This is a genomic window from Methylomonas sp. BW4-1 (genome assembly GCF_052474385.1).
Window position 1 is genome coordinate 2,381,190 of record NZ_CP184125.1, and the last position, 22,928, is coordinate 2,404,117.

The 22,928-nt window shown below is 54.2% G+C and carries 19 protein-coding genes; 6 read left to right on the forward strand and 13 right to left on the reverse strand.

Annotated elements, in window-relative coordinates; all coding sequences use genetic code 11:
- Positions 1-60 precede the first annotated feature (60 nt).
- Positions 61-987 carry a hypothetical protein gene (locus ACH5Y9_RS11040; protein ID WP_445369644.1) on the reverse strand — a complete coding sequence of 309 codons (927 nt, stop codon included), beginning with the start codon at positions 985-987 and terminating at the stop codon, positions 61-63.
- A gap of 235 nt (positions 988-1,222) precedes the next feature.
- The gene (gene hemF, locus ACH5Y9_RS11045; protein WP_171695011.1) at positions 1,223-2,137 is read right to left on the reverse strand and encodes an oxygen-dependent coproporphyrinogen oxidase; all 915 of its coding nucleotides are present in this window, start codon (positions 2,135-2,137) and stop codon (positions 1,223-1,225) included.
- Between the two features lie 266 nt (positions 2,138-2,403).
- Between hemF and ACH5Y9_RS11050 the strand changes: the two genes are divergently transcribed.
- The 6 genes from ACH5Y9_RS11050 (at position 2,404) to ACH5Y9_RS11075 (ending at position 7,643) form a co-directional block, all read left to right on the forward strand.
- Positions 2,404-2,871: a ProQ/FinO family protein gene (locus tag ACH5Y9_RS11050; RefSeq protein WP_445369645.1), complete on the forward strand. Its 468-nt coding sequence runs from the start codon at positions 2,404-2,406 to the stop codon at positions 2,869-2,871.
- A gap of 504 nt (positions 2,872-3,375) precedes the next feature.
- Complete coding sequence (locus ACH5Y9_RS11055; protein ID WP_171695009.1) at positions 3,376-4,122, forward strand: DUF5765 domain-containing protein; 747 nt, start codon at positions 3,376-3,378, stop codon at positions 4,120-4,122.
- 133 nt (positions 4,123-4,255) lie between these two features.
- Positions 4,256-4,999, forward strand: a complete 744-nt coding sequence (locus ACH5Y9_RS11060) for a TorF family putative porin (protein WP_445369646.1) — start codon at positions 4,256-4,258, stop codon at positions 4,997-4,999.
- A 123-nt stretch (positions 5,000-5,122) separates the two neighbouring features.
- Positions 5,123-5,683, forward strand: a complete 561-nt coding sequence (locus ACH5Y9_RS11065) for an RNA polymerase sigma factor (RefSeq protein WP_205454103.1) — start codon at positions 5,123-5,125, stop codon at positions 5,681-5,683.
- Between the two features lie 4 nt (positions 5,684-5,687).
- Entirely contained in the window at positions 5,688-6,395 is a 708-nt protein-coding gene (locus ACH5Y9_RS11070; RefSeq protein WP_445369647.1) for an anti-sigma factor family protein, read from the forward strand.
- A gap of 6 nt (positions 6,396-6,401) precedes the next feature.
- Positions 6,402-7,643, forward strand: a complete 1,242-nt coding sequence (locus tag ACH5Y9_RS11075; protein WP_445369648.1) for a S8 family peptidase — start codon at positions 6,402-6,404, stop codon at positions 7,641-7,643.
- Here ACH5Y9_RS11075 and ACH5Y9_RS11080 read toward each other — a convergent pair.
- The 11 genes from ACH5Y9_RS11080 to ACH5Y9_RS11130 are packed head-to-tail and all read right to left on the reverse strand — an operon-like array spanning position 7,637 to position 22,893.
- Complete coding sequence (locus ACH5Y9_RS11080) at positions 7,637-8,782, reverse strand: glycosyltransferase family protein (protein WP_445369649.1); 1,146 nt, start codon at positions 8,780-8,782, stop codon at positions 7,637-7,639. The genes ACH5Y9_RS11075 and ACH5Y9_RS11080 overlap by 7 nt on opposite strands.
- Before the next feature lie 13 nt (positions 8,783-8,795).
- A complete protein-coding gene (locus tag ACH5Y9_RS11085; RefSeq protein ID WP_445369650.1) occupies positions 8,796-10,316 on the reverse strand; it encodes an alginate export family protein in 1,521 nt (506 codons plus the stop codon).
- Positions 10,317-10,342: 26 nt separating this feature from the next.
- Positions 10,343-11,170, reverse strand: a complete 828-nt coding sequence (locus ACH5Y9_RS11090; RefSeq protein WP_445369651.1) for a hypothetical protein — start codon at positions 11,168-11,170, stop codon at positions 10,343-10,345.
- A complete protein-coding gene (locus ACH5Y9_RS11095; protein WP_445369652.1) occupies positions 11,160-12,371 on the reverse strand; it encodes a glycosyltransferase family protein in 1,212 nt (403 codons plus the stop codon). The genes ACH5Y9_RS11090 and ACH5Y9_RS11095 overlap by 11 nt, the downstream gene beginning before the upstream one ends.
- Positions 12,368-14,170: an ABC transporter ATP-binding protein gene (locus ACH5Y9_RS11100; RefSeq protein ID WP_445369653.1), complete on the reverse strand. Its 1,803-nt coding sequence runs from the start codon at positions 14,168-14,170 to the stop codon at positions 12,368-12,370. Before ACH5Y9_RS11100 ends, ACH5Y9_RS11095 begins: the two co-directional genes overlap by 4 nt.
- A gap of 20 nt (positions 14,171-14,190) precedes the next feature.
- On the reverse strand, positions 14,191-15,468 hold the full coding sequence (locus tag ACH5Y9_RS11105; protein WP_445369654.1) for a phosphotransferase family protein: 1,278 nt from the start codon (positions 15,466-15,468) through the stop codon (positions 14,191-14,193).
- Complete coding sequence (locus ACH5Y9_RS11110; protein WP_445369655.1) at positions 15,465-16,112, reverse strand: histidine phosphatase family protein; 648 nt, start codon at positions 16,110-16,112, stop codon at positions 15,465-15,467. The genes ACH5Y9_RS11105 and ACH5Y9_RS11110 overlap by 4 nt, the downstream gene beginning before the upstream one ends.
- Positions 16,096-17,424 carry a phosphotransferase family protein gene (locus tag ACH5Y9_RS11115; RefSeq protein ID WP_445369656.1) on the reverse strand — a complete coding sequence of 443 codons (1,329 nt, stop codon included), beginning with the start codon at positions 17,422-17,424 and terminating at the stop codon, positions 16,096-16,098. The genes ACH5Y9_RS11110 and ACH5Y9_RS11115 overlap by 17 nt, the downstream gene beginning before the upstream one ends.
- On the reverse strand, positions 17,421-19,553 hold the full coding sequence (locus ACH5Y9_RS11120; RefSeq protein WP_445369657.1) for an alginate lyase family protein: 2,133 nt from the start codon (positions 19,551-19,553) through the stop codon (positions 17,421-17,423). The genes ACH5Y9_RS11115 and ACH5Y9_RS11120 overlap by 4 nt, the downstream gene beginning before the upstream one ends.
- Positions 19,554-21,563 (reverse strand): alginate lyase family protein, encoded by a 2,010-nt coding sequence (locus ACH5Y9_RS11125; RefSeq protein WP_445369658.1) that lies wholly within the window; start codon positions 21,561-21,563, stop codon positions 19,554-19,556.
- Positions 21,538-22,893, reverse strand: coding sequence for a glycosyltransferase family 4 protein (locus ACH5Y9_RS11130; RefSeq protein WP_445369659.1), 1,356 nt, complete (start codon positions 22,891-22,893; stop codon positions 21,538-21,540). The genes ACH5Y9_RS11125 and ACH5Y9_RS11130 overlap by 26 nt, the downstream gene beginning before the upstream one ends.
- Between the last annotated feature and the right edge of the window lie 35 nt (positions 22,894-22,928).

Here is a 22,928-nt window from a genome sequence, read left to right on the forward strand (position 1 = left end):
GAGCCGCGCATTATAACGACCTAAACCGTTTATGCAAGCTTTTTCTATAGCAACAACGGTTCAAGCTGTAGCAGTTAAGATAGATCCCTTGGCACCAGAGGCCGGAGTGTTACTCTCACGATTACCTGACAACTTGTTTAAAAACTCCAACAAAGTCGGTTTTTTACCATTCGCCGGAGCTCCCAACACGTTCACTAAATCGTTAAAACTATCTTGCAATTCTTTATATTTGCCACCAGTTTGACCAGTAGCATCACCCAAAGCCGCGATCAAATTTTGCAAATTATCGGTGAATTTACCATAGCCATTTCGACCTACCGCTTTGTCGCCATGCCGACTGTCATCGTCGGAGCCGTGACGACGATCAGCACTGTATTTCAAAGCCTGACGCAAATCGTGCAAGAAGCTGTGCAACGCTTGGCGTACATCGGCAACAGTTGCGCGTGGCGCGGCAGTAGGTGTGGTCGTTGCTTGCGTACCCGCATTATTCGTTACGCTAGTTGCCGGTGTCGCAGCCGTTGTTTGTCCAGTTTGAGTCGTACTCGTTGTTGCAGGCGTCGATGTAGTCGCGGCCGATGCGACCTGCCTTGGCGGCGTTTGAGCGGCACTTGCATCGCCTTGCGCCGCTGTAGCTGGTTGCTGCACACCGCTTTGTTTCAATACCTGCCTTAAATCCTGCAAAAAGGTCTGCAACAATTGCCCAAGATTGGATGAATTATTTTGACTGCCGCCAGCGTTGCTCTCAGTAGTGTCATCGGCGGCAGAATCACTATTACCACCAGGAATATTCAATCCAAAACTTTGCAATGTTTGTATGACATTGCGCATGAACGCCCCACCACTATGATGATGCCCATGCTTGTCCCCTCTCCCGCTTACCGCCGGACGCTCTTGATCGTCATCGTTGTGCGTACTTTTGGTGCTGGATATGCTGATGGTGGTTTGCGATACATACAATGATGTTGTCAATGAATTGATCGTAGTCATTAGATTCACCTTGACGCTGCATAAAAACAAATGGCGGATAGCCAAAGACAGGACAGATTCAAATCACTTCCTATATTTTGGCGATTACAACCATGCCGTTTCTTTTAGCGGCAGAAATTTTGTGAACTTTAGCTAACTATCCAAAAAAAAGACCCAACACGCTTGACTGAAAAGAAAACCTTGCAAACAAATCTTGCTAAGACATTCCGAAGCACTGTTACTAACCAATTTCCGCCTAAATTCCCAGCCAGTTTTGTGGGCGTAAAAATGTGTCGTATAACCGGGCTTCCGGACTACCTGATTCAGGCTGCCAATTGTATTGCCAGTGCGCGACCGGAGGCATGGACATCAAAATCGATTCGGTCCGCCCGCCAGATTGCAGCCCGAATAGAGTCCCCCTGTCGTACACCAAATTAAACTCGACATAACGCCCACGCCGATACAATTGAAAATTACGCTCCCGCTCGCCATAGACTGTGTCTTTACGTTTTTGCACAATAGGCAAATAGGCATCCAGGTAATGGTCACCTACGCTCTGCATAAATGCAAAAGCTTGAGCAAAATCAGGCTCGTTCAAATCGTCGAAAAACAACCCGCCGACGCCACGAGTTTCGTTGCGGTGCTTTAAAAAGAAATAGTCGTCGCACCATTTTTTATAGCGCGGATAAACATCCTCACCAAACGGCAGACAAGCCTGACGCGCCACTTGATGCCAATGCAACACGTCTTCTTGGAAAGGATAAAACGGCGTCAAATCGAAACCACCACCAAACCACCAAATAGCCGGTTCACCGTCTTTTTTGGCGATAAAAAACCGCACATTGGCGTGCGAGGTCGGCACATAAGGATTGCGAGGATGCATCACCAGGGACACGCCCATCGCTTCAAATTGCCGATTGGCTAGCTCGGGACGTTTGGCGGTTGCCGATGGCGGCAGATGACTGCCAAACACGTGCGAAAAATTAACCCCGCCTTGCTCAAATACCTCACCATTCGCCAACACCCGCGAACGCCCGCCACCACCTTCGGCGCGTTCCCAGGCATCTTCAACGAAGCGCGCGGTGGGTTCTTCCGCTTCTAAAGCAGTGCAAATTCGATCTTGCAACTTCAGCAAATACGTTTTAACTGCGGATATATCGTTCTCAATCATGATAAAGCACTGTCCCGTCGATAGTAATTTTACTCAGCAACCGCTATGCGGCAGCCCTCTGAGCGCAAATTACCACAATAAGCATTCCGCAAACACTTAAGTCGGTTCTCCGGAAAACCCCGGCAGCACCCGATAAAGTGCGGAACGCTATGTTATTTATCTAAGAAATTGTTAGCCGAGCGCACCAAAATTCGATTGCACTATTGGCTTGATGTTTCCCGATGTACAATCTGCTTTTTATTCCTTGATAAAAGTGTGGATACATTATGGGATTTGAAGAACTAGCAGCGCTTAGAGATGAACTTGTCAAGCAAGCAGCCGCCAATAAACCGGTAAAACGAGAAAAAAAGATAGCGGAGAAATCGCCTATCAAAAAGACCGGCAAAGCTGACGCGCTAGTCGCCATTATCGGCTTGCTGCAAAAGAATTTTCCCTTGGCGTTTCCCAAAAAACCCGCTGCCAAACTGCCCTTAAAAATAGGCATCCACAAAGACATCCTGGCCCATGCCGATCAACTCGGTGCAGATAAAAACCAACTCCGCAACGCACTGAAGGCCTGGTGTTGGGGACATCGATACTGGGATTGCCTGACAGAAGATGCCGTCAGAGTGGATTTGCAAGGAATGCCGGCCGGCCAAGTAACAAAAGCAGATGCCGAACAGGCAAGCAAATTAAAAGCGCAACGGCGGAAACAGCCAGAAGCCGTCGAAGCATTACCTACAGGGTCAGCATAAGTTTTTCTCATAAAGAGATTGCACACACCAGGAAAGCACGACTTCAAGCTATTGATTTTACAATACTTTAAAGCACGTATAACCACCGAAACAAGTTATTTCCAAAGCCTGCTTGCCGATGCGACAGCCCGTCCCCATCCAAAACTCAGAACCAATCGATACGCGCTTAGCACCCAAAGTTAACTCAGGTGCTTACCGACCTTGTCAGTTCCCGGAAAATTTTTGCCGTAATCTCTCAATAAATCATTAGAATGAGCAAAGAATCTACAAAACCATTGTGGAATCACAACTTATCGACTACAACATTTGCGTCGTTTTCTTCGCGCGATCACGCCTTAGGTTAACCCCCCAAGGCAACCTTCACGACCAAGCCCAAAAAGCTAAAGTCGGCAACACAGAGCCTTAAAGCCCCTCGGCATCTGCCAGGCGTTACTCTTATACCCTTTTCAAACTCCGACACTGGATCGCAGTTTACCCGATCCTAGATTATTCCCAGGGGGAATTATGTGTTGGAGTGGCGAGGCATCGGCCGCGCTTGCCTTAACCGGCTTTGCGAGCACTGCTTTTTTTTATCGGCGCGGCGAATCCCAGGTCTTATGCCTGGCACTGGCCTACTTTTCCCTGATGGAATTACTACAGGCCTATACCTATTCGGTGATAGACCAATGCCTAAATCCGAACAACCAGATTGCTACGTTTTTGGGATATATGCACATTGCGTTTCAACCGTTTTTTGTCAACGCAGTAAGCATGCATTTCATCCCGGAACCGTCACGAAAACGCATCGCGCCGTTTGTCTATATCTTGTGCTTTGCAGCGGCCACTGTTTTTATGATGCGAATTTATCCGTTCCAATGGAGCAGTTTTTGTTTTGACCACTACTATCAATTTCTACCGGGTACTCAACTCAAATTCTTAATGCCCTTTTGCGGCACGGAAATTTGCTCAACATCCGGACAATGGCATATTGCCTGGGCCATACCGGCCAGCGGCAGTATTCAGATGGCTAACAGTTACGTATACGCTGCCTTTTTGATGCCATTGCTTTACGGCTCATGGAAACTGGTGTTGTATCATTTCACGACCGGCCCGCTGTTGGCCTATTTGACTACCAACGATATGAACGAATGGGCTGCCGTATGGTGTCTATATTCGATAGGGCTGCTGCTATTGTTAATTAAAACACCCATCCGACACTATCTGTATGTAACCAACTGGTACGGTTGCCGGTATCCGCAGTTTTTTAAATAAGTTGATCAATTCACCACACATCCCTCAAGTTTGTTGAAGGTTCAAGCCGACTAGGAAATAATGCACAAAAGGGTAGTTCTATACTGACAGCCAATCACTGACAATGCCCGCATAAATCTCAAACTACCCAGCCATGGACACAGATAAAATCTTCCGCAAAGGCGTGTTTGCAATCTCCATAGGAATTTTCGGCGTATCCTCGGTTTTAACTTGCGCTCAAGCGGAATGGCATGGCGAACTAACGTTTCTCAGCGATTACTTATACAGGGGCTATTCCAAGAATCGCGGCAACCCGCTGGCTCAGGCGCATATCGATTACCAGGACGCTATGGGCTGGTTCGGCGGCGTAGGCGTTTCACAAATCAGCTTCGACGACCGTCGCTATAAAAACCATGCCGATGTCGAAATCAAACCCTATCTGGGTTGGAACTTGCCGTTAAATCGCGACTGGCGTACTGAACTCTCAGTAACCGGCTATCTGTTCGACGGCAAGATTTTTGGGAAATATGCCGATTACGCCGAATTTTACGCATCCCTACACTATCAGGACTGGCTCAGCGGCACCGTGTCCGTTGCGCCTAACGCCTATCGCCGCGACGCCACTGTGCTGAATTACGAACTCAAATATCGCCGCGACATTCTCGACAACCTACAATTTTCAACGGGATTGGGCTACTACCAAGCCAACAAACTATTGGATGAGGATTATTTTTATTGGAATGCCGGGGTCTCCTGGTTCATCACCCACAATCTGGCACTAGACTTACGCTACGCTGACGTTCATCTGGACAATCATCACGCAGATACCCATCACCACGAGTTTTATCCGCGCTTACAGGACAACAAGTTTTTAATCTCCGTGACCGCCGGATTTTAAATAAATTTCCCGCCTTTGAACCTTCCGGCTTCGCGGCGGAATACACTCGCACACCACGCTAAAATCACCGGAACCCAGGTTTGAGCCATGCTGCGTTTAGTCCCTAACTTACATCGACCACCCATGCCCGAACAGCCCCAAATCGGCCCGGACGAATACGCCCTGCTGCAACGTATCGGCGAAGGCGATACCGCCGCATTCGAAGCCTTCTACAAAAATTACTATCCAAGGTTGTTTCGTTTCATCTTGCGCATGACGCGCCAACCCGAAGCGGTGGAGGAATTGATACAGGAGACCTTGCTGGTGGTTTGGGAAAAACCGCACGGCTTCAATCATGAAAGCAAAATTTCCACCTGGGTATTCGGCATCGCCTATCACAAAACCTTGAAAGCCATGGCCAAAAGCGCCCGGCGGGACAAGGATGTCGATATCGACTTCTTGATAGAAACTATCGGCGATCCAAGCGCAAATCCAGCGAATAATTGGGAAAACCAAGATTGCTTAAACTATGCATTAGCCACTTTACCGCCGGACCAACGCGCCGTCATCGAATTAACCTTTTACCACGGCTTGTCTTATCAGGATGTCGCCAGAATCCTGGATTGCCCGGAAAATACCGTCAAAACCCGCATGTTTCATGCCCGCAGGAAACTGCAGGTTTTTGCCGACGCACAGGAGAAATAAGGCCATGAACTCACCGACTTCCTCACCCAGCACATCCCATTCGGACATCGTTTTGTTACTGCCCTGGTATGTCAATCAAAGCCTGACAGTTAACGAACGCCAACAGGTAGACCAACATTTAAAAAGCTGCCTAGTCTGCAGACGCGAACTGCTAACTTTGCAAAAACTTGCGGCAGCCGTGCAACAAGCGGCCGATCTGGATGTGGCCGCCGAAGCTTCTTTTGCCGGCCTGCGTGCCAAAATGCAAACAGCCAGTCAACTCCCGCGCAGCAAACAGATAGACATTCCACGCGAACAACTGGGTGGCAGCAATGTAAAACCCTTCAGACCGGGCATGGGATTTTGGCGAATCGCCAGCAATACCGGAAAAGGTCTGGCCATTGCCGCGACATTGCTATTGGTCACGCTACCGGCTGCCGTCCAATACCTACGGCCGGCCAACACCTCCGATTATCACACGCTGTCAGCGGCCAAACCGGACGCCGGTGCGACCGGTCAGATACGTGTGGTATTTGCAAAGAATCTGATGGAAAAAGACATAGACGCCGCGCTTAGCCAAATTGACGGGATACGGGTAGATGGACCGAACAGCGTCGGCGCCTATACTGTCAAAATCGCCACCGGCAAGCCCGATGCCGACATGGCCGGCGCGTTGGCGGCGCTCCGCGGCCGACAGGATGTGATCCTGGCTGAACCGATTTTACAACCGTAATCGATCATGAAATTAGTGCGCCTAAATCTGTTTATCTGCTTGGTGGGCCTGCTTGGCGCCTGCGCGAGTAGCAGTGATATATCGCGGCTGGGCGACAGTAAAACCGTGGAAGAGCGGCGTCTGCTGGTCACCTTTACCGACCACAGTATTAACCGGGCACTACCGGCCAATCCCTTGGACGGATACCGTTTGCGCGGCCAATACGGCAATTCCGGCGGGAGCGAACACATTGCCCGGGAACTGGCCGAGCGCCATCATTTGCAGTTTGTCGCCCAGTGGCCGGTGACCACATTAGGCGTCAGCTGCGTGGTGTACGAGGTACCGGACACCCTGCCCGTGCAACAGGCGATAGCGGAGTTACAACAAGACAGCGTGGTGTCGTCCGTCCAACAAATGCATAGTTTTCAGGTATTGGGTAAGCAAGCTGCGCCGGCTCAGACATATAGCGACCCGTATCTGCATTTACAAACCGGTTTTAACGCGTTGCGGATAGCAGATCTGCACCGCACCACCACCGGCCAAGGCGTGCGTATTGCCGTCATTGACACCGGCGTGGATACCGAACACCCGGACTTACGGGGCCGAATCAAGTACTCGGAAAACACCGCCCCGGAACCCAGCGATCACAATTTAGCCGATATTCACGGCACGGCGGTAGCCGGCGTATTATCCGCCCATCCCAACAACGGCATAGGTATTGCCGGCATAGCCCCCGAGGCGGAAATCTTGGCATTTCGGGCTTGCTGGCCGGAGAAACCCAATGCCTTGGCGGCGCATTGCAACAGTTTTACCTTGGCATTGGCCTTGAATCAGGCCGTCAGAATGAATAGCCATATCATCAATCTGAGCCTGAGCGGACCCGAAGATCCGTTAGTGCGGCAGTTAATCGAGAAAGCGTTGACCAAGGGCGTTATTGTGGTCGCGGCAGTCCCTAGCCAGAACCAAAGCGGTGGCTTCCCCGCCAACATCACCGGCGTAATAGCCGTTGGGCAGGAAAACAACGGCAACAATCAGCACATCGCCGCGCCTGGTAAAGACATTCTGACCACCGTACCGCACCAAGCCTACGACTTTATGAACGGCAGTTCCTTCGCCACGCCGCACGTGGCCGGCATGGCCGCTTTGCTGTTGCAATTGCATCCGGACTGGAAAACGGCGGACATCAAACACCGGCTAGGCAACGACGCCTCGACCGCTAATTTGCTGGATTCGAGCACCGCCCTCGCCGTTCCCGAGCGCGCTCACTGATCTTTACAAACGCCGCCGTCAAGGATTTCCCTTATCCGCCGGCTGGTTTCCGCCGCACCGTTAATCGCTATGGCCTGTGGCGGATAGGCCTGATTTATCGTTTCTCTGATCTTGATACTAAGCCGTTCCGGCGGCAGATCGTTGTCGGTTAACGGAAACACAAACCCTTTGCTGGCCAGTTTTTCAATCCGCAGCCCTTGCTCGCTATTGCCGGCGTAAGGATACGCCAACGCTGGCGTGCGGGTGCTGATCACGTCCATCAATGTATTGTCGCCGCCCAGACTGATCGACAACGCGGCGGATTGTAAATTTTCCTGAAAGTCATTCAAGAACGACACGACTTGGACATTAGGACTGCTGACCAGCGCTTGCAATTCAGCGATTTCGGTTGCCGAAGCTCGGGAGCTGGTAATCACTAAAAATTGATATTCCGGCAGCAGCGGCGCGGTCCGGATCGCGGCGCGCAACAGCGATTTACCGATTTCGCCGCCGCCCTGGCTGACCACTATCCGGTTTCGTCGTACTGGCCAGCTTGTTGGCGGTGGCGGGCTGACGTAGCCCACGTAAACCAAACGGTCGGCAATTTCGGTGGTCAGGCTAAAGGTTTCCTCGAAGCGGACAATGTTCGGGTCGCCGCGCACGAACACAGTGTGAATGTGTTCCCGCACCAGTTTCATCATGCGCCTTTCGGCGTCCAGCGGCGCCGGCACCAGGATTTCCCGCACAAAACAAAAAATCGGAATCGCGCCGCAACGCTGTCTGACCTTAGCAAATAAACCCAGAATTTCTTGTTTCAAGCGGCGCCGGCCGAACGGGAAAAATTCGACTATTACCGCATCGTAAGGCCAGCTTACAAACTGCTCGATAGCCGCCGCCCGTTCGGCCCAGATACGTTCGATGGGCTCATCGCTGTCCGGCGCATAAAGTTCGTCGTTGGTGCTATCGATCAAAATGGTCGGCAAACGCAGATGCCGAAATCCCGGCAATTCCGGCATCTGCTGTAGGCCTTGGCCGCCGTGGATCAAGTCCACATCGGCGTAAGCCGATAACTCACGGATCACCAGAAGGCTGCTGGTCAAATGCCCCAGGCCAACCAGGCTTTGGCAATAAAACAGAATTTTGCGGCGCTTTGCGAGCATGGCAAACAAGCCGCTAAAAGCTGTATTTAAAGGTCAAATCGAGCTGAAAGGAATTATTGCCTTCCAACGCGCCAAAAGCCGGACCGGCCATGAAGACAGAACCGGCAAATTGCACCTGCAAATGTTTCCATTCGTCCAGAGACAATACCAGATCGAACTCGTCGCCCAGCGTGCCGCTGCGGCCGTCGGGCGTGGCGCGAATTCGCGAATCGCGAATCGCCGACGACGGCGTGGCCTGTTCGTAGTGGTGGTAGAGCAAATCGATAGAGCTTTGCTCGGAGATCGGAAAGCCCAGCGCCGCAGTCATGATGTTCAAATTCGATAACTCCGGTCGAAACAGTTCGCCGTAATAACGAAAGCGCTGGCTGCCGGATAATTTGATTTTGTTGTTATGGATCCCGGATTGCCGATAAGCATTATCGGTACCGTCGTTGGGATTGCTGTCGCCCGAGCCATAGGCGTAACCCAGGGTCAGGTAAGGCTCCAGGAACAGATTGGTGTACCAGGTGATGCCGGCATCCATGCCCCAGGCTGCGACGTGCTTGGGTGTTTGCGCTCTAACCCGAGAGACATTGGCGTTAATGTCGGTAAAGGTTTGGGTAGTCTCTTCACCAAACACGAATGCCGAATCCAGCCAATAGCCGATTTTGCCAACGTGCTCGATTTTGAATTTACCCATCGCCCGGCCACCGAACCAATTTAAATCGCCGTCGCTGCTGTCTTTACGATTGGCGCGGATCAAGTCGCCGGGGCGTTGGTTATCGGAATTGTCGAACTGGCTGAGAAAAAACAAGGATAAATTTTGCTTCGGGTCCCATTGCCAGACCATGTCGCCCATCAGCCGCACCACCCGGTCGCTGACCGGATCGATGAAATCCTGATCCGACTGCTTGGAGCCCAGCTCCTTGGCAATCGCCAATTCGGCAAACAACGTATTCTCGCCGTAATAAATTCGCGCCGCATCCAGCTCGTCGTTCCACCACCATTGGCGTTTGTCGGCGATGCGTTGCCTGCCGACTTGTAAACTATATTCGGAATCGAACAGTTGATGGACGAACAACCAGGCCTGGGTCAGTTTGATGCCGGCCTCGTATTGATCCAGACCGCTTTCGGTGTAAACCTCCGGGTCGTAATACACATCGGACTGCACAAAAAACGATACCGATTTCGACCACTGGTAAAACAACTCCAGCTTCAAATCTTGATAGACATTGGCCACGTCGTCATCGCGGCGCGGGTCTAGCCGTCGGTCTTCCACGTAGCGCGGTTCCAGTTCGTAAGCGCCGCCGATAGTCAGCGGGTGACCGAACACATCGACCTTGAACTGGTCAGCCGGCCGTTTGTCGCCGGGGTTGATGCGCAAAGGCTCTTTGCGGACAGCGTCGCCGTTGTCTTGGCGGAAGGCATTGTCATTAGATTTGTTGGCGGCCACCTGCCCGGTAGTGGTCTGTGCAAACACGGATAAACTCAGCAACGCGCCGCCGGCCATTAATGCCGTTTTTCCGGTTTTTAGTATGAAGGAATTAAAACTCATGAACGCAGGGTAAATCAATTGGGTGGTTAATTGAGATAGGAACGCATAGCTGCCAGCACAGCGTGAGACTCAAGCGAACACGCAGACAACCGCGCATCTTGCGCTTTCGCGTCGTCTAACAATTCGCGCATCAAGCGGCAGCGCGTATTGGGATGTTCGCGGAATAACTGCAATAAGGCTTGCAGATGCTCAAGGTCGTCACCGTCCATCACGGCGTGGTGCAACATGATGCCCAGTGGTACCGAATGCGGCGGGTGCAATGAATCAGCTATGGCTTGACCAAGCGCAATCCAGGGTTGAGCGGATTTGATTCTGATCCCGCACCAGTCGATAGCGACTGGAATTTCCAATAATCTTCCGGTATGCAGCGGCGCGGCGCCTCGATTGCGCGACAGGGCTTGAAAACCCAGTTTGATCAGGCTGTCAGCCGTGGCTTGGCTGCAACGGTTCCAGGGCGGCGTGAAGATGCTGTCCAGTGCCGACCCGAACAGGCGCTCAAGCTGTTGTTTACCAGCCACCAAATCCTTAAATTGCCGCTCTTCGCTGCGGCTGATGCCGAATTCGCATTTGCGGCCTTGGCTTTCATGGTTGTGATGGCTGTAGCCATGTTGATGTAAGCCCAACATAAATGAATTTCGCCGCCAATGGCCCAGCACCGCTTCGGCCAGATTTTCGCTGATGGCCTGCGGAATAACGGCCAGATCGATCGGCACCTGGCAGGCTTGAAAGCAATCGAGTAGGTCGAACAGCCGGCCGTCATCCCAGCCGGCATCGTCGTCGCGAAAGAAAATCTCCAGCCGCCTCTCTCTGGCATCCAATGCCGCGCGGACCGGAACCAGCCAATCAGCAGGCATGGGCGGCCTCCTTCGGCTGCGACTTGGCGATCAAATTGTTTTTGCCGGCCAGCAATTCTTGGATCAGCCGCACGGTATTGTCGGCACCGGCCAGATTCAGGCCGGAAGGATTAGGGGAAAAATCCCGCAGCTGCCTAATCCGTTCGGCCAAGCGTTGGCCGGTAAGTTCGGTTGGATTAAGCATTTCAACCAAGCCCAATTCGGCTAACTTCTGCGCCCTTTGGATCTGCTCGTCTTCCTGACCGCGCACGAACGGCACCACCAGCGCTGGGGTACGCGACTCCAGAATGTCCATCACCGTGTTGTAACCGCATTGACTCACCGACAGGCTGTGCGCCTCCAGCAAAGGCTGCATCGCCGGTACCGAGTGTCGTAACGTGAGACCGGCCATGCCTTTGCTTTGCGCGACTAAATCCTGCCAATCTGCTTCCGGTAAAAACGGCCCGGCGACGATGGTCATCGGTAGTTTTTCCTTAGCCCAATTGATGGCATGAGCCTGAAGCGCTGCTTGAAACAACGGTGCACCGACCATGCCGCCACCAGCCGACACCAACACGCCGCGCCGTGGCGGTTTGATCGCGCCCGGCACGCGACCGGGAGCGACAAAACCGGTGTACAGCAGCGGAGTTTGCAAGGGATGGCGCGGCTTAAAACTGTCTTCCAAACGGGCAAACCGGGGATCGGCATGCACCAGCAGGCCGTCGAAATAGCGGTCGGTGATCCAGCGGGCGCGTTCGTCGTGACGGCTTTGATCCTTGCGGGCGTTGACCATGATGTCGCGCAGACTGCACAACACTAGCGGCCGGGCCTGCGTATCCCGGTGCGCGGCCTTTAACAGCGGCAGCAACTCGCCGGCCAATTTCTTGCGGCCGAACGGGAATAATTCAATCAATACCACTTCCGGCCTGAGTAATGTATAGGTATCCAGTATCAATTGCCGGCGCATCGCCAGTGCTTCCTTAACGCTGTAACGGTCATCCTGACTATACAACTGATGATCCTCGCCCATGCCCAGTGGCGGCAGATTCAGCATATCCAAATCGCCGGCCGTGGCCTGATGATCGGGAACCCGTCCGCCGTTCAGAAATGTCACCCAAAATTCGCGGCTCAAGGCATTGGCCAAAGTCATCGCTCTGACCCAATGGCCCATGCCCAGTGAATGCTGGCAATACAGCAATAAGCGTGGTTTGTAGTGGTTCATGCGGCACGCAACCCGTGTTGGAGTTTATACAGTTCGTGATAATGGCCACCCATCTGCATCAAAGCTTCATGACTGCCTTGCTCGACAATCACGCCTTGCTTGAGCACTAAAATCCGGTCGAAATGGCGGATGGTGTGAAATTGATGAGCGATCACCAGCACGGTTTTGCCACCATGCAGCTGATCAATGGCATCGCGGATCAAGGCCTGGGATTGGGCATCGACTGCCGAGGTGGGCTCGTCCAGAATCAGAATCGAGGATCGGCGCAATAAGGCCCGCGCCAGACACAGCCGTTGTTTTTGGCCGCCGGACAGATTGCCGCCGCTCTCGCCCAACACCATGTCGTAACCGTTCGGTAGATTGCGGATGAATTCGTCGGCGTGCACCAGACGCGCTGTGGCTTCGATGTCGTCAATCGTGGCATCCGGGCTGCCGTAGCCGATGTTCTCGCGAATGCTGGTGCCGAACAGTATCGAATCCTGCAATACCACGCCGATTTCCCGCCGCAACGCCGCCCGCTGGTAACGATCAACTTCGATGCCGTCGATGCGCACAACGCCCTGTTGCGGATCGTAAAGCCGAATCAGCAAGCGGGCGATGGTGGATTTGCCGGCCCCGGAAGCGCCAACCAATGCCACCCGTTCGCCAGGTTGAATATGAAATGACATATCCCGCAGGATGGGTTTGCCGGTCGAATAGCCGAACGAAACATTGCTAAACTCGATTTCGCCGCGCAAGCCGCTGGGCACTATGGCATCCGGTGGGTCCTGAATGTCCGGCTCGGTATCGAGAATTTCGCTGATGCGCTCGATGCTGACGCTGGCCTTGGAAAATCGCGTCGACAAGCGGGTGATTTGCCGAATCGGTTGATACATTTGGGCGATGTACGAGCTGAACACCAGCACATCGCCCGGCGTCAGCACCCCGTCGAACACTTGCAAACAGCCAAATAGCACCACGATACCGGTGCCGATGGCGCTGATGATTTCGATCATCCGTGTCGCCCCGGCCTCGATGCGCGCGGTACGCACGCTTTCGGTCATCGATTGGCTGCTTTCCACATCAAAGCGCTCGCGCTCGACATCTTCCATGCCGTAGGTTTGCACCAGCGGCACCGCGTTCAACAGTTCGCTGACCCGCGACGCCAAGCGGCCTTCATTATGGCGTTGCTTGCGCGCCGAGCGCTTGACCCGGCGATAAATCAGCACGATAGCCAGACACAGCAGCGGAAAACTGGCCAGCACGATCAAACTCAGTTTCACGCTCAGGCTGAACATAATGGCGAACATGCCCAACACGGTCAGCACGTGGGTGGTAAAGGTCAAAGCCGAGTCGGCGTAGACGTCCTTCAAGGTATTGGTATCGCTAGTCAGTTTATTCAGCAACTCGCCTGACGGCGTGCTACTGTGAAATGCCAGCGACAAGCGTTGCAAATGGTCGAACAACTCGCTGCGCAAGGTGTAGACCAATAAATAGCCGATGCGGGAGGTCAGGAACAGTTGGTAGTAGGAGAAAACTCCCTTGAACAAAGCAATCAGCACCATGCTGCCGCAGAGTATCCACAGCGCCTGCTCGCTGCCGCCGTAGAGCAGGGGTTGCGCGGCGGCCAGATGGGCCGGCAACGGATGATTCAGCAACACATGATCGAAAATCAGCTTCAGCGGCCACGGCACGATCAGGCTGGTCAGGGTGGAACCGAGAATGCAGACAATCGCCGCGACGATACTGCCACGGACCCGGCGCAGATGCGCCCACACGATTTGTCTGAAACGGCTGTTCGATTGAGTGGGGTTGGTCATGAACGGTTTTCCCGGTGAATTCAGTCGGCCAGCGGCCAGGGACGCAAAGCCAGCGCAATAAAATCAGCGACCCGTTGCGGCGCCGCGGGTTTTTGCTGGATGAAGCAACGGTAAGCGCGGGTCAGTAACTGGCCGCGCAGATGCCAGGCAAAGCGTTGCGGGTCGGTTGGGTTGTGGCTGGCGGCTGAGTAGGCTGTAAACAGTGTTTGAACGAGCAGGTCTATCAAGGCAATCGGATAGGGATAGTTGTATAAATCCGCCGCGAAATTGGCCAAATCCTGCAACGAGTCGCCCAGCGCCAATTCGTCGTAATCGAACAGCGCCAAGCGGCCGTCCGCCAACACCAATAATTGATCGATATGAAAATCGCCGTGGATCAGGCCTAACACTTCAAACTCTGGGCAATCTTGGCGTAACTCGTTGAGTAACCCAGTCAGCGCCGGTTGAATGGTGGGATAGGCATGGCTCAATTTATCGGCTTTCTTGAGCCACTCTTTTAGCTGTTGCTGCGAGGTGATGACCGGCAGAGGCGGTGGTGTGACTTGGTGAAAAGCGGCAAGTGCGTTAGCTAAGGCCGGGATTTTCTCTGCGACATCGACTGTAAAATCCAACTCGGTTAGCATGTGGCCCTGCAAGCCTTCTAACCATAAAGTGTGGCGATCGGCGTCGTAAGCTAAGGCTTCAGGCATGACAAAGGCTACGGCCGATTGGCGTTGCAGCGCCCGCAGGTTGGTATAGACCGCCCGACCTTGTTCATCGGCATACGTTTTGCCATAAACCACACGCGCCGGCGCTGCGTCGCTGGCAGCAAAGCAATATCGCGCCGTGCAGCGAATTTCCGGCCGGTAATTGACGATCTCGATAGCCGATATTGGCCGTTGTCCCAACTCGGCAATCTGCCGACTATCCATCAACTCCGCCAGCCAGGGCATCGCCGGATCGTCCGGAAAGCGCCAGCCGACCATGTCCAGCTCTGCAAGATGTATCGCCCGCTCGCCGTTGGCTTGCGCTTCGGTGTAGGCCTGCTGGCTGCGGTTGCCTAAATAGGCGCGGGCGTAGAGTATGCGCTGCTCGACGGCCGTTGCCGCAGGATGGCGGCCGCGCAGATGGTAAACCAGCGATAAAAACGAGCGCTCGCGGTTTTCGGCCAGCCGATAGGTCTTGTAACGCGGATGCTGAATCTCGCAGCCGGTCACCTGCCAGTTGCCGGCTTGGCATTCGGGCAAATGCTGTTGCAGCGCTACGGTCATCAAATCGGCATCCAGCAAGGGAGCAAACTGCGCCAAGGGGTTAATCATGTGCGCAACCCTGCATAGCGCCGGCCATGCTGTTCGCCGCCCAAGCGTATGGTCATCACTTCCGCGTTGCTGCGTAAATCGATGGCGTACAGGTATTTATTTTTGACGTTGATCTCGGCTACGCCGGCAAAATCGGCGCCTAACAACTGGTTCAAGATGATTTCGTTGGTGTTGCGATGGGCGACGATCAATATCGCCTCACCACCGCCAGCCAATATGGCTTGCAGGCTGCTCAGCACCCGCGCGCTAAAATCCGCATACGCCTCGCAACCGGGTACGCTGAAGCCATATTTATCCTGTTCCCGCGCCGCCCATAACCGGCTGGCTTCCGGGTCGCGTTCGTCAACATGCCGACCTTCCAGGATACCCAGACCAATTTCCCGCAGACCCGCCAAAGTCTTGATGGGCAAGCTCTGCAAGGCTGCGGTGGGCGCGGCGGTTTGTATGGCGCGGGTCAGGCTGCTACTGTAAACCGTGTTCAAAGTTTCCTGTTTCAGCACGTCAGCCAGGGCTTCGGCTTGCTGTAGGCCTTTGGCGGATAATTTCGCATCGGCTTGGCCGGAAATTCGTTGTTGCAAATTCAATTCGCTCTGGCCGTGACGAGCCAAATAAATCCGCCGTGGCTGATCAGATGAGTACATCATCCGCTCCGGTAGCCAGTCCACACAGCGCCGCGTAGATATCGCTCAGCGCCAGATAGCGTTTGATTTGTTTGAGGCGTGTTTCGTCCAGTTGGCGCAAACTACGGCGCACCACTTCGTGTATCAACGCAGCGGCAACCTGCCAACGTAATTCCGCCAGATTCAGCACTTGCCGGCGGTGGCGTTGGTAACTCAATGCCAAGCGATTGACCAGCGGATGGATGGATTCAATCGAAGCCGCATCGCGGATGCCGTTTAGATAAATATTGGCGATCAGGCTGGCCAAATCCAGCAGAGGGTCGCCGAGGCATACGCAGTCCATATCGATCAAGCCCAAGCGTTGACCGTCATATAAAAAGTTATTCAGTTTCAAGTCGTGGTGCAGCGTTGCCGGCGCGGATGATTGCTGACGTGGCGCTTGCGCCAACAAGCTGTTTACCGAACGGGCAATACGGCCGGCCCATTCGGGGCGAACTTGCTCGGCCAGGGTTGGCGTGGCCAACAGGCTTTGTACTACATCGGATTGCGTGTAACGTCTTGGTGTATCGATACGACAGGCGTGCAAAGCCGCTACACACTGTCCGATCTTATCGGCCAGCGTCCCATCCATGTCCGCCCGCAACGCCGCCCATGTCAAAGCCTGACCGGGCAGATGGGCTTGCCAAAGTGTCAACGTGTCCGCGTCAAAAGCCAAAGCTTTGGCACCCCAGCTAAATGGTCCGTTAAGCTGGCGCATCACGGCGAAGGTTTCTCGACCCGCATCATCCGCATAATTTTTGGCGTACACCAGCCGCGGCTGCGTTGATTCGGCAGGTTGCACGCTGTAACGAATCATGCAGGAACGCTCGGCAAGATAATGCAACACCTCGGAGTGCAAACCTTCTACAGGCGTGCCAAGCAAGTCGGCTGCTTGCAGGCGGACCGCCACCGCCGCGTGGTCCAGCAACGTGGGCAGATGGCGCAGTTTGCGATCATACGGAAACGCCCATACCAGCATGGCCGGATGTTGTATCAGCATCAGCGCGCCTTTTGCCAAGTCCGGCCGTTTAGCGAGTTCCCGTTCAAACTCGCGATTAACCTCGGCAGGCGAGCATAAGCGCCCGGTGGCAAAGCGGGTGTGCGGATGGCCGGATTGACCTACCCACCGATACCCCACCAACAGGCTATTCCCCGGTTTGTAACGTTTTTCGCCGATCTGCCAGCCGCATCCGGACGCTGGATTATCCGCATCGTCCAGCAGCCAATTTAGCAAAGGGCCCATCAAGGTCGGATTCAATGCCGTCGGCATCTGCGGAAATTGCGGGTCTTGATTCATGCCGCGCACTCCCAAGCTGCTGATGGTGCTGGATTGGTCGGGCTTTGCCGATAATTCAATACAACCGGTTTGTCGAGGCTGTCTAATAGCGTGCGGCCGGCAATGCTCAGACTTTCGGCGGCATCGGCTTGCAAGCTGACGATCTCCCCCAGCGGATTGCGACGTACGAACAATAGCCGCGCCCGGCAGACAATATCCGCAAAGCGGTATTCCGCTGTTTCGTTGAGATGGCTAACAAAAAAACAGTCGCGATAAACCGTGTCGGCGGTCTTTAAGCTAATACTCAAAGCCAAGGCCTGCATCGGCGTTGCCAGATGTCGCGATTGGCTGACCGGCAAGCTGTCGATCCGGATGTCCGGCGCGTCATCCCGATAGGGGTACAGCAGGGTATGAAACCAGCAGATACCGTCGCCATCTTGGCTGAAACTCAGCACCGGCGCGGCGTGTTTGACGCCGTACTCCGGCGAAAACCAGCCGGATTCAATGCGCATCTCCACCTCGGCACGCGGTGCTTGCGCGATTACGAGGTTAGGCAGACAAACGCCCTGACCTTGCTGACTGTTCAGCTGTTGGATTGGCGCTGACGCTGACGCCGACAGATGAAAAAATTGTTGGTAGCAATGGCTGGTACAGCCGCTTAGCAGATCACTGACAATCCAATACTCGTTTTCGGCAAAGAAGATGCTGCGCTGATGATCGACTTCGTAACGCGGGCTGAGTGCGCGGCCATGCACAAAATCAAAGCCTTGATTCGATTCAAAACGGATTACCGCAGCATGGGGTTGCGGGCCGACCGGTTCATGGCACTGGTAGGCCATTTGATCTTTGCCATCGACCATGACGGTGTTGTGCGCGGCGGTGCCTTTAAACGCATACCGCCAATTGACATCGTCGCTTTGGTGTTCGTGATAGGTAAACCGGCCCGGATCGACTACCAAGGAACGGCCGAAAGCGGCCATTTCAAAACTTAATAAGTCGTAATGGCCGTGGCTGCCAAAACCCAAATCGCCGCAATCGAAAAACAGGTAACGGCCGTCCGCATAAGGCTGCTCCGCCCAGTCGCTGCGCAGGATGCAATAACCGCTGTCGGCAAACAGCCGCGAGCGTTGCGCCGGCGGCTGGCCTTGCTTACCTTGGCTGAGCACATAGCGCAGCGCGTCGCTGGGGTAATAGCGTTCGGCTTTTCCCAGCAGAGACAAGTAGCTGTTGACGTCGCCGTCGTTGATGGCCGGTAACCAACCGTCGGGTTTATGGGCGTAAATCGAAAATTCCAGGGCTTTTTCGATGACTGCATCGAATGGCTCGGGCAAGGTCACGCGGTTTAAATCCGCCAGTTCGCGGACCCGTAAAAAGTTCTTCAATACGGTGTGGTGATAGTCGGTGGACAGCTCTTTTTGCACGCCGTCGGCCAGGAAATCCTGACGCAAGTTGACCAGCAGTTCGCGTTGGGCAAAGGCCAGCAAGTCAGCCGAGGCGCTGAGCTCCGGAAATAAAATCGCAACCGTGAAAATCGCTGAGAGCTCGATGGTGCGGTGATTGCCTTCCGGGGTGAGATTGCGGCTAAGAAATAGTGCCTGCGACTGTAGCGAGTGCAAAAATGCCAGCAAAAATTCGGCGCTTATCGCTTGGCAGTGCCGGCCCGGCACGAAATAATGGTAAGCCAGCAGCCATTGCTGCAAGCGGCGTCCCGTTACCTGGCTGTTCACGAAACCGTCCGGCACTTGCTTGATCCAGGAATCGACCAACGCCACCCAATTGTCGGCATAACCTTCGTCGCCGCTATAGTCGTAGGCCAAGGCCAGATCGCGGGCGTAATAAAACTTGTGCAGCAGAATCAGCCATTCCAGATCGGCGCTGGGGTTGTGCAACCAGTCAAATCCGTTGCCTAAACGGTGAGTCTCGTTATTCAGAGTAAATTCATTGTCGAGTATCGGCGCCGCGCTGGCGACATGTTTGGCTTTTCCGGGTTTGAGCGGAAAGTAGTTGTCCACTGCGCGCTGGCGAAAATGCGCTAACAACTCGGCGGGTGAGCAAGTATCGAACGGCGGCAGCAATAACGCAGCTTTATCGGCGCCTGGGTTGCCTGACAGGATTGAACTATCCATCGCGCGAAATTCGGGTTTCATCATTTATTCCCTTGCCGCCGCAGCCGATTCGGTATGCCACGCCATCACCCGGCCCAGACTATCCTGACGGCGGAATACGAACGCGCTATTGGTATTTAGATCAGCAAACGTATAACTGCCGCCTTTGCGGTGCGCCAGAAATAGAGTGTCGAGATAGTCCCCGTGCGCCTGTTGGCTGTGAATCCGCAGGGCACTGGCTATGGTATTGCCCACCGATTGACCGTGTTGGCTGACCGGCAGCTGTGCAAGCGTCAGCCGAGGAGGCGTCGATTGATAAGGAAACAGCACCGTCAAAAAGCAATAGTCGGCGGCATGCGCGGCAAACTTGACGACCGGCGCCGGGTATTTGACACCGTAGCTGGGCGAGACAAAGCCGGGCTCCAGCGTTAATTGGGTATCCGGTTGCGGGAGTTGCAGCATGAGCAGATTCGGCGAATCGACGCGCAAGCCGGCGGCATCGACTCGGGTGGTCGTACGTTGCAGAGCTAGCGCATCCAGATGAAACCGCAGTTCGTAGTCGTGGTTTTGCTTCGCGCGCAGCAAATCACAGATCAGCCAGTATTCGCCGGCGATGAACAGGATTTTGCGCTCGTGAATCACCGGATATTCATGGCTGGCGGCGATGCCGTGCAGATAGTCAAATCCCGGCCGGTGCAGCGCGCATTTAAATTCGCGCGCCGGTTCCGGGCCTTGAATCTTGTATTTGCGAATGTGCGGCGCATAAAGCGTCTGATTTTTGCCGTCCACCTGCACGGTGTTGTGGTAGCCCGTGCCGCGAAACACTACCCGCCAGTTGGTGTCGCCGGATTCGTCGTAGGTATAACGGCCCGGATCGACAATCAACGAGCGACCGTAAGCGGCCATTTCGATATTCAGTAAATCCAGATGGCCGTGGTTGCCGGCCCCCAGTGGCGCGCAATCGAAAAACAAATAGCGTTCGTCCTGATACGCTTCGCCTTGATCGCCCCAGCCGCTGCGCAAGATGCTGTAGCCGCTGGCGGTAAAGGTTTTCGAAGGCTCCGCTGGCGCTTGACCTTGTTGGCCGGCCATGGCGACATACAGCATCGCCTGATCTTGATACAGTGCATGGCCTTGGCGCAGCAAGTCCAGAAAATTGGCGCTGTCACCGTCGCTGATGGCCGGGATAAAACCGTCGGGTTTATGCGCATGCAGGCAAAAGTTCAGGGATTTTTTGATGGCTGTATCCATGTCGGCCGGCAGCGCGATGTCGTTCAGCATCGCCAACTGCTTAATCCCCAGAAAGTTGCGCAGGACAATGTGGTGGTAATCGGTCGATAACTCGCAATGCACACCGTCGGCGAGCAAGTCGGTTTGCAGGTTGCGCTGCAATTCGGCAATCGAAAATTTCAACCATTCATCGGCACCGCGCAATTCCGGAAACACCACCGCCGCCAGAAAAATCGCGTAAAGCTCCAGGGTGCGGTGATTGCGGGCCGGGGTCAGGTTGTCGCACAGATAAGCCACTTGTTGTTGCAGCGAGGCCAGAAAATCCAGATGAAATTGCGCATCAATGGCCGGTTGGGTGGCCGCCGAGACGAAATAACGGTAGGCAAAAATCCAGTTTTGCACGCGGCGGCCGGTCACATCGCTGGACAGAAAATCGATGGGTACGCTAGCTATCCAACGGCGGGTTAGCGCTTGCCATTTATCGCGGTAGCGCCTATCGCCGGTCTCTGCAAAGCGCCGGCCCAATCCGACTGCATAATAAAACTTGTGCAAAAGAATCTGCCATTCGACATCAGCGCTGGGGTTGCTCAGCCAATCGAAATCATCAGCAAGCTGATAAGGCTCGTGGTTGAAATCAAAGCGATTGCGCAATATGCCGTCCAGTTTTTCCGGGGTATTTTGCTCTTCGTCGATCACCGAAAAATAGCTGACATGCTGGCGGCTATGGAAATACGCCAGCAAGTCAGCCGGCGTCATATCGCAATACGGCGCTGCCAGTGCCTGCAGACGCGGGTCGGTATTAAGAGTGTTCAGCACAGCAGACATGCGCTTCCACCATTTCACCTGCCAAGCAGGCGTCGAACAGGTTTTTCAAGGCTACCGTGGTGTGGCGGGAGTTGAAATCCCGGCAGACGGTTTGCCGCGCGGCTTGGCCCAGGCGCTGGCGCAGAGCCTGATCTTTTAACAAGCGTTCGATGGCATCGGCCATGGCTGCGGCATTTTTCTCCGGCACCAGCAGGCCGTTGACTTGGTCTTGAATCAGTTCCGGGATGCCGGAAATGTCGGTGGAGATGACCGGCATTTCCATCGCCATGGCTTCGACCAAGACGTTGGGAATGCCATCGCGGTCGCCGTTGTCCACCACCAGACAAGGCAGGGCAAACACGCTGCCTTGCTGATAAATGCCACGCAATTCTTCTTGCGTGACCGCGCCGGGCAGGCTGACCAGATCTTGTAAATCCAGATCGGCGATCAGTTGTTTGATCACCTGCGCGTATTTATCGGCCCCTCCGACGATGCGGCAGTTAAATTTAACGCCACGGTCGCGCAGCATCGCGCAGGCTTTGACCAGATAATCGAAGCCTTTTTTCTCGACCAGCCGCCCAACTGACAGAATGGTTGGAACAGAATCAGCGACGGATTGCTCGCGCGGTTCCGGCACAAACAAATCGGTGTTCAGGCCGTGATAAATCCGGTGCACGGCAATATCGCTGCCTTTGCAGGCGTCCAGATGTTGCTGATTGGCGCCGGTGCAGGTCACGGCAAATTTAGCGCGGCGCATTTTGATTTGCAGCAAATCGCCGGGATTCAATTCCTTTAGGTAAATATCCTTGGCGTGGGCGGTAAAGCTGAACGGCAGGCCGCTGATCCGGCTAGCGAACATCGCCACCGTCGTGGCGCCGTGGCAGAAATGCGCATGCAAATGACGAATGGCCGGATTCTGCAATACCGCTTCGGCGATAGTGCCGGCTTGCAGAAATTCCTTGATGAAAACGGTGCGAGGCCAATCCAGCCAGCTTTCGCGGTATTTAATCGACATACTGAAACACTCCAGCAAAGCGCCGAGATAGGCGATTGGCCGCTTCAGGAACAACCGGCCGTGGCTGGGTATGAATTTCGGCAGGTTTTCCCTCAGCCAGACCCAAAAGCTGCGGCCGGTCAAATCGTCGGCTTGCGGCAGATAAGTCACTGGCGCTTTGATCTGGTCAACCACGGCATGGTGCTTTTGGCCCTCGAGTTGCTTGATCGAAAAGATCGACAGTTTGAGGCCTAAGGTTTCCAACAAGTGGATTTCATTGGTGATAAAGGTTTCCGAGGTGCGCGGAAAGCCTTTGAGGATGTAGGCGACTTGCGCCTGGTTGTCGTGTTTTTGCATGGTGTAATCCATAAGGGGCCGTTCGGCGTTGCACG

Excerpts from the sequence above, each read along its gene's own strand:
- ACH5Y9_RS11040 (WP_445369644.1), bottom strand. The coding sequence starts at position 987 with ATGACTACGATCAATTCATTGACAACATCATTGTATGTATCGCAAACC.
- ACH5Y9_RS11115 (WP_445369656.1), bottom strand. The coding sequence starts at position 17,424 with ATGAATCAAGACCCGCAATTTCCGCAGATGCCGACGGCATTGAATCCG.
- ACH5Y9_RS11055 (WP_171695009.1), top strand. The coding sequence starts at position 3,376 with ATGTGTTGGAGTGGCGAGGCATCGGCCGCGCTTGCCTTAACCGGCTTT.
- ACH5Y9_RS11100 (WP_445369653.1), bottom strand. The coding sequence starts at position 14,170 with ATGACCAACCCCACTCAATCGAACAGCCGTTTCAGACAAATCGTGTGG.
- ACH5Y9_RS11120 (WP_445369657.1), bottom strand. The coding sequence starts at position 19,553 with ATGATGAAACCCGAATTTCGCGCGATGGATAGTTCAATCCTGTCAGGC.
- ACH5Y9_RS11060 (WP_445369646.1), top strand. The coding sequence starts at position 4,256 with ATGGACACAGATAAAATCTTCCGCAAAGGCGTGTTTGCAATCTCCATA.
- ACH5Y9_RS11070 (WP_445369647.1), top strand. The coding sequence starts at position 5,688 with ATGAACTCACCGACTTCCTCACCCAGCACATCCCATTCGGACATCGTT.
- hemF (WP_171695011.1), bottom strand. The coding sequence starts at position 2,137 with ATGATTGAGAACGATATATCCGCAGTTAAAACGTATTTGCTGAAGTTG.
- ACH5Y9_RS11110 (WP_445369655.1), bottom strand. The coding sequence starts at position 16,112 with ATGATGTACTCATCTGATCAGCCACGGCGGATTTATTTGGCTCGTCAC.
- ACH5Y9_RS11065 (WP_205454103.1), top strand. The coding sequence starts at position 5,123 with ATGCCCGAACAGCCCCAAATCGGCCCGGACGAATACGCCCTGCTGCAA.
- ACH5Y9_RS11125 (WP_445369658.1), bottom strand. The coding sequence starts at position 21,563 with ATGTCTGCTGTGCTGAACACTCTTAATACCGACCCGCGTCTGCAGGCA.
- ACH5Y9_RS11050 (WP_445369645.1), top strand. The coding sequence starts at position 2,404 with ATGGGATTTGAAGAACTAGCAGCGCTTAGAGATGAACTTGTCAAGCAA.
- ACH5Y9_RS11075 (WP_445369648.1), top strand. The coding sequence starts at position 6,402 with ATGAAATTAGTGCGCCTAAATCTGTTTATCTGCTTGGTGGGCCTGCTT.
- ACH5Y9_RS11105 (WP_445369654.1), bottom strand. The coding sequence starts at position 15,468 with ATGATTAACCCCTTGGCGCAGTTTGCTCCCTTGCTGGATGCCGATTTG.
- ACH5Y9_RS11090 (WP_445369651.1), bottom strand. The coding sequence starts at position 11,170 with ATGCCTGCTGATTGGCTGGTTCCGGTCCGCGCGGCATTGGATGCCAGA.
- ACH5Y9_RS11080 (WP_445369649.1), bottom strand. The coding sequence starts at position 8,782 with ATGCTCGCAAAGCGCCGCAAAATTCTGTTTTATTGCCAAAGCCTGGTT.
- ACH5Y9_RS11095 (WP_445369652.1), bottom strand. The coding sequence starts at position 12,371 with ATGAACCACTACAAACCACGCTTATTGCTGTATTGCCAGCATTCACTG.
- ACH5Y9_RS11085 (WP_445369650.1), bottom strand. The coding sequence starts at position 10,316 with ATGAGTTTTAATTCCTTCATACTAAAAACCGGAAAAACGGCATTAATG.
- ACH5Y9_RS11130 (WP_445369659.1), bottom strand. The coding sequence starts at position 22,893 with ATGCAAAAACACGACAACCAGGCGCAAGTCGCCTACATCCTCAAAGGC.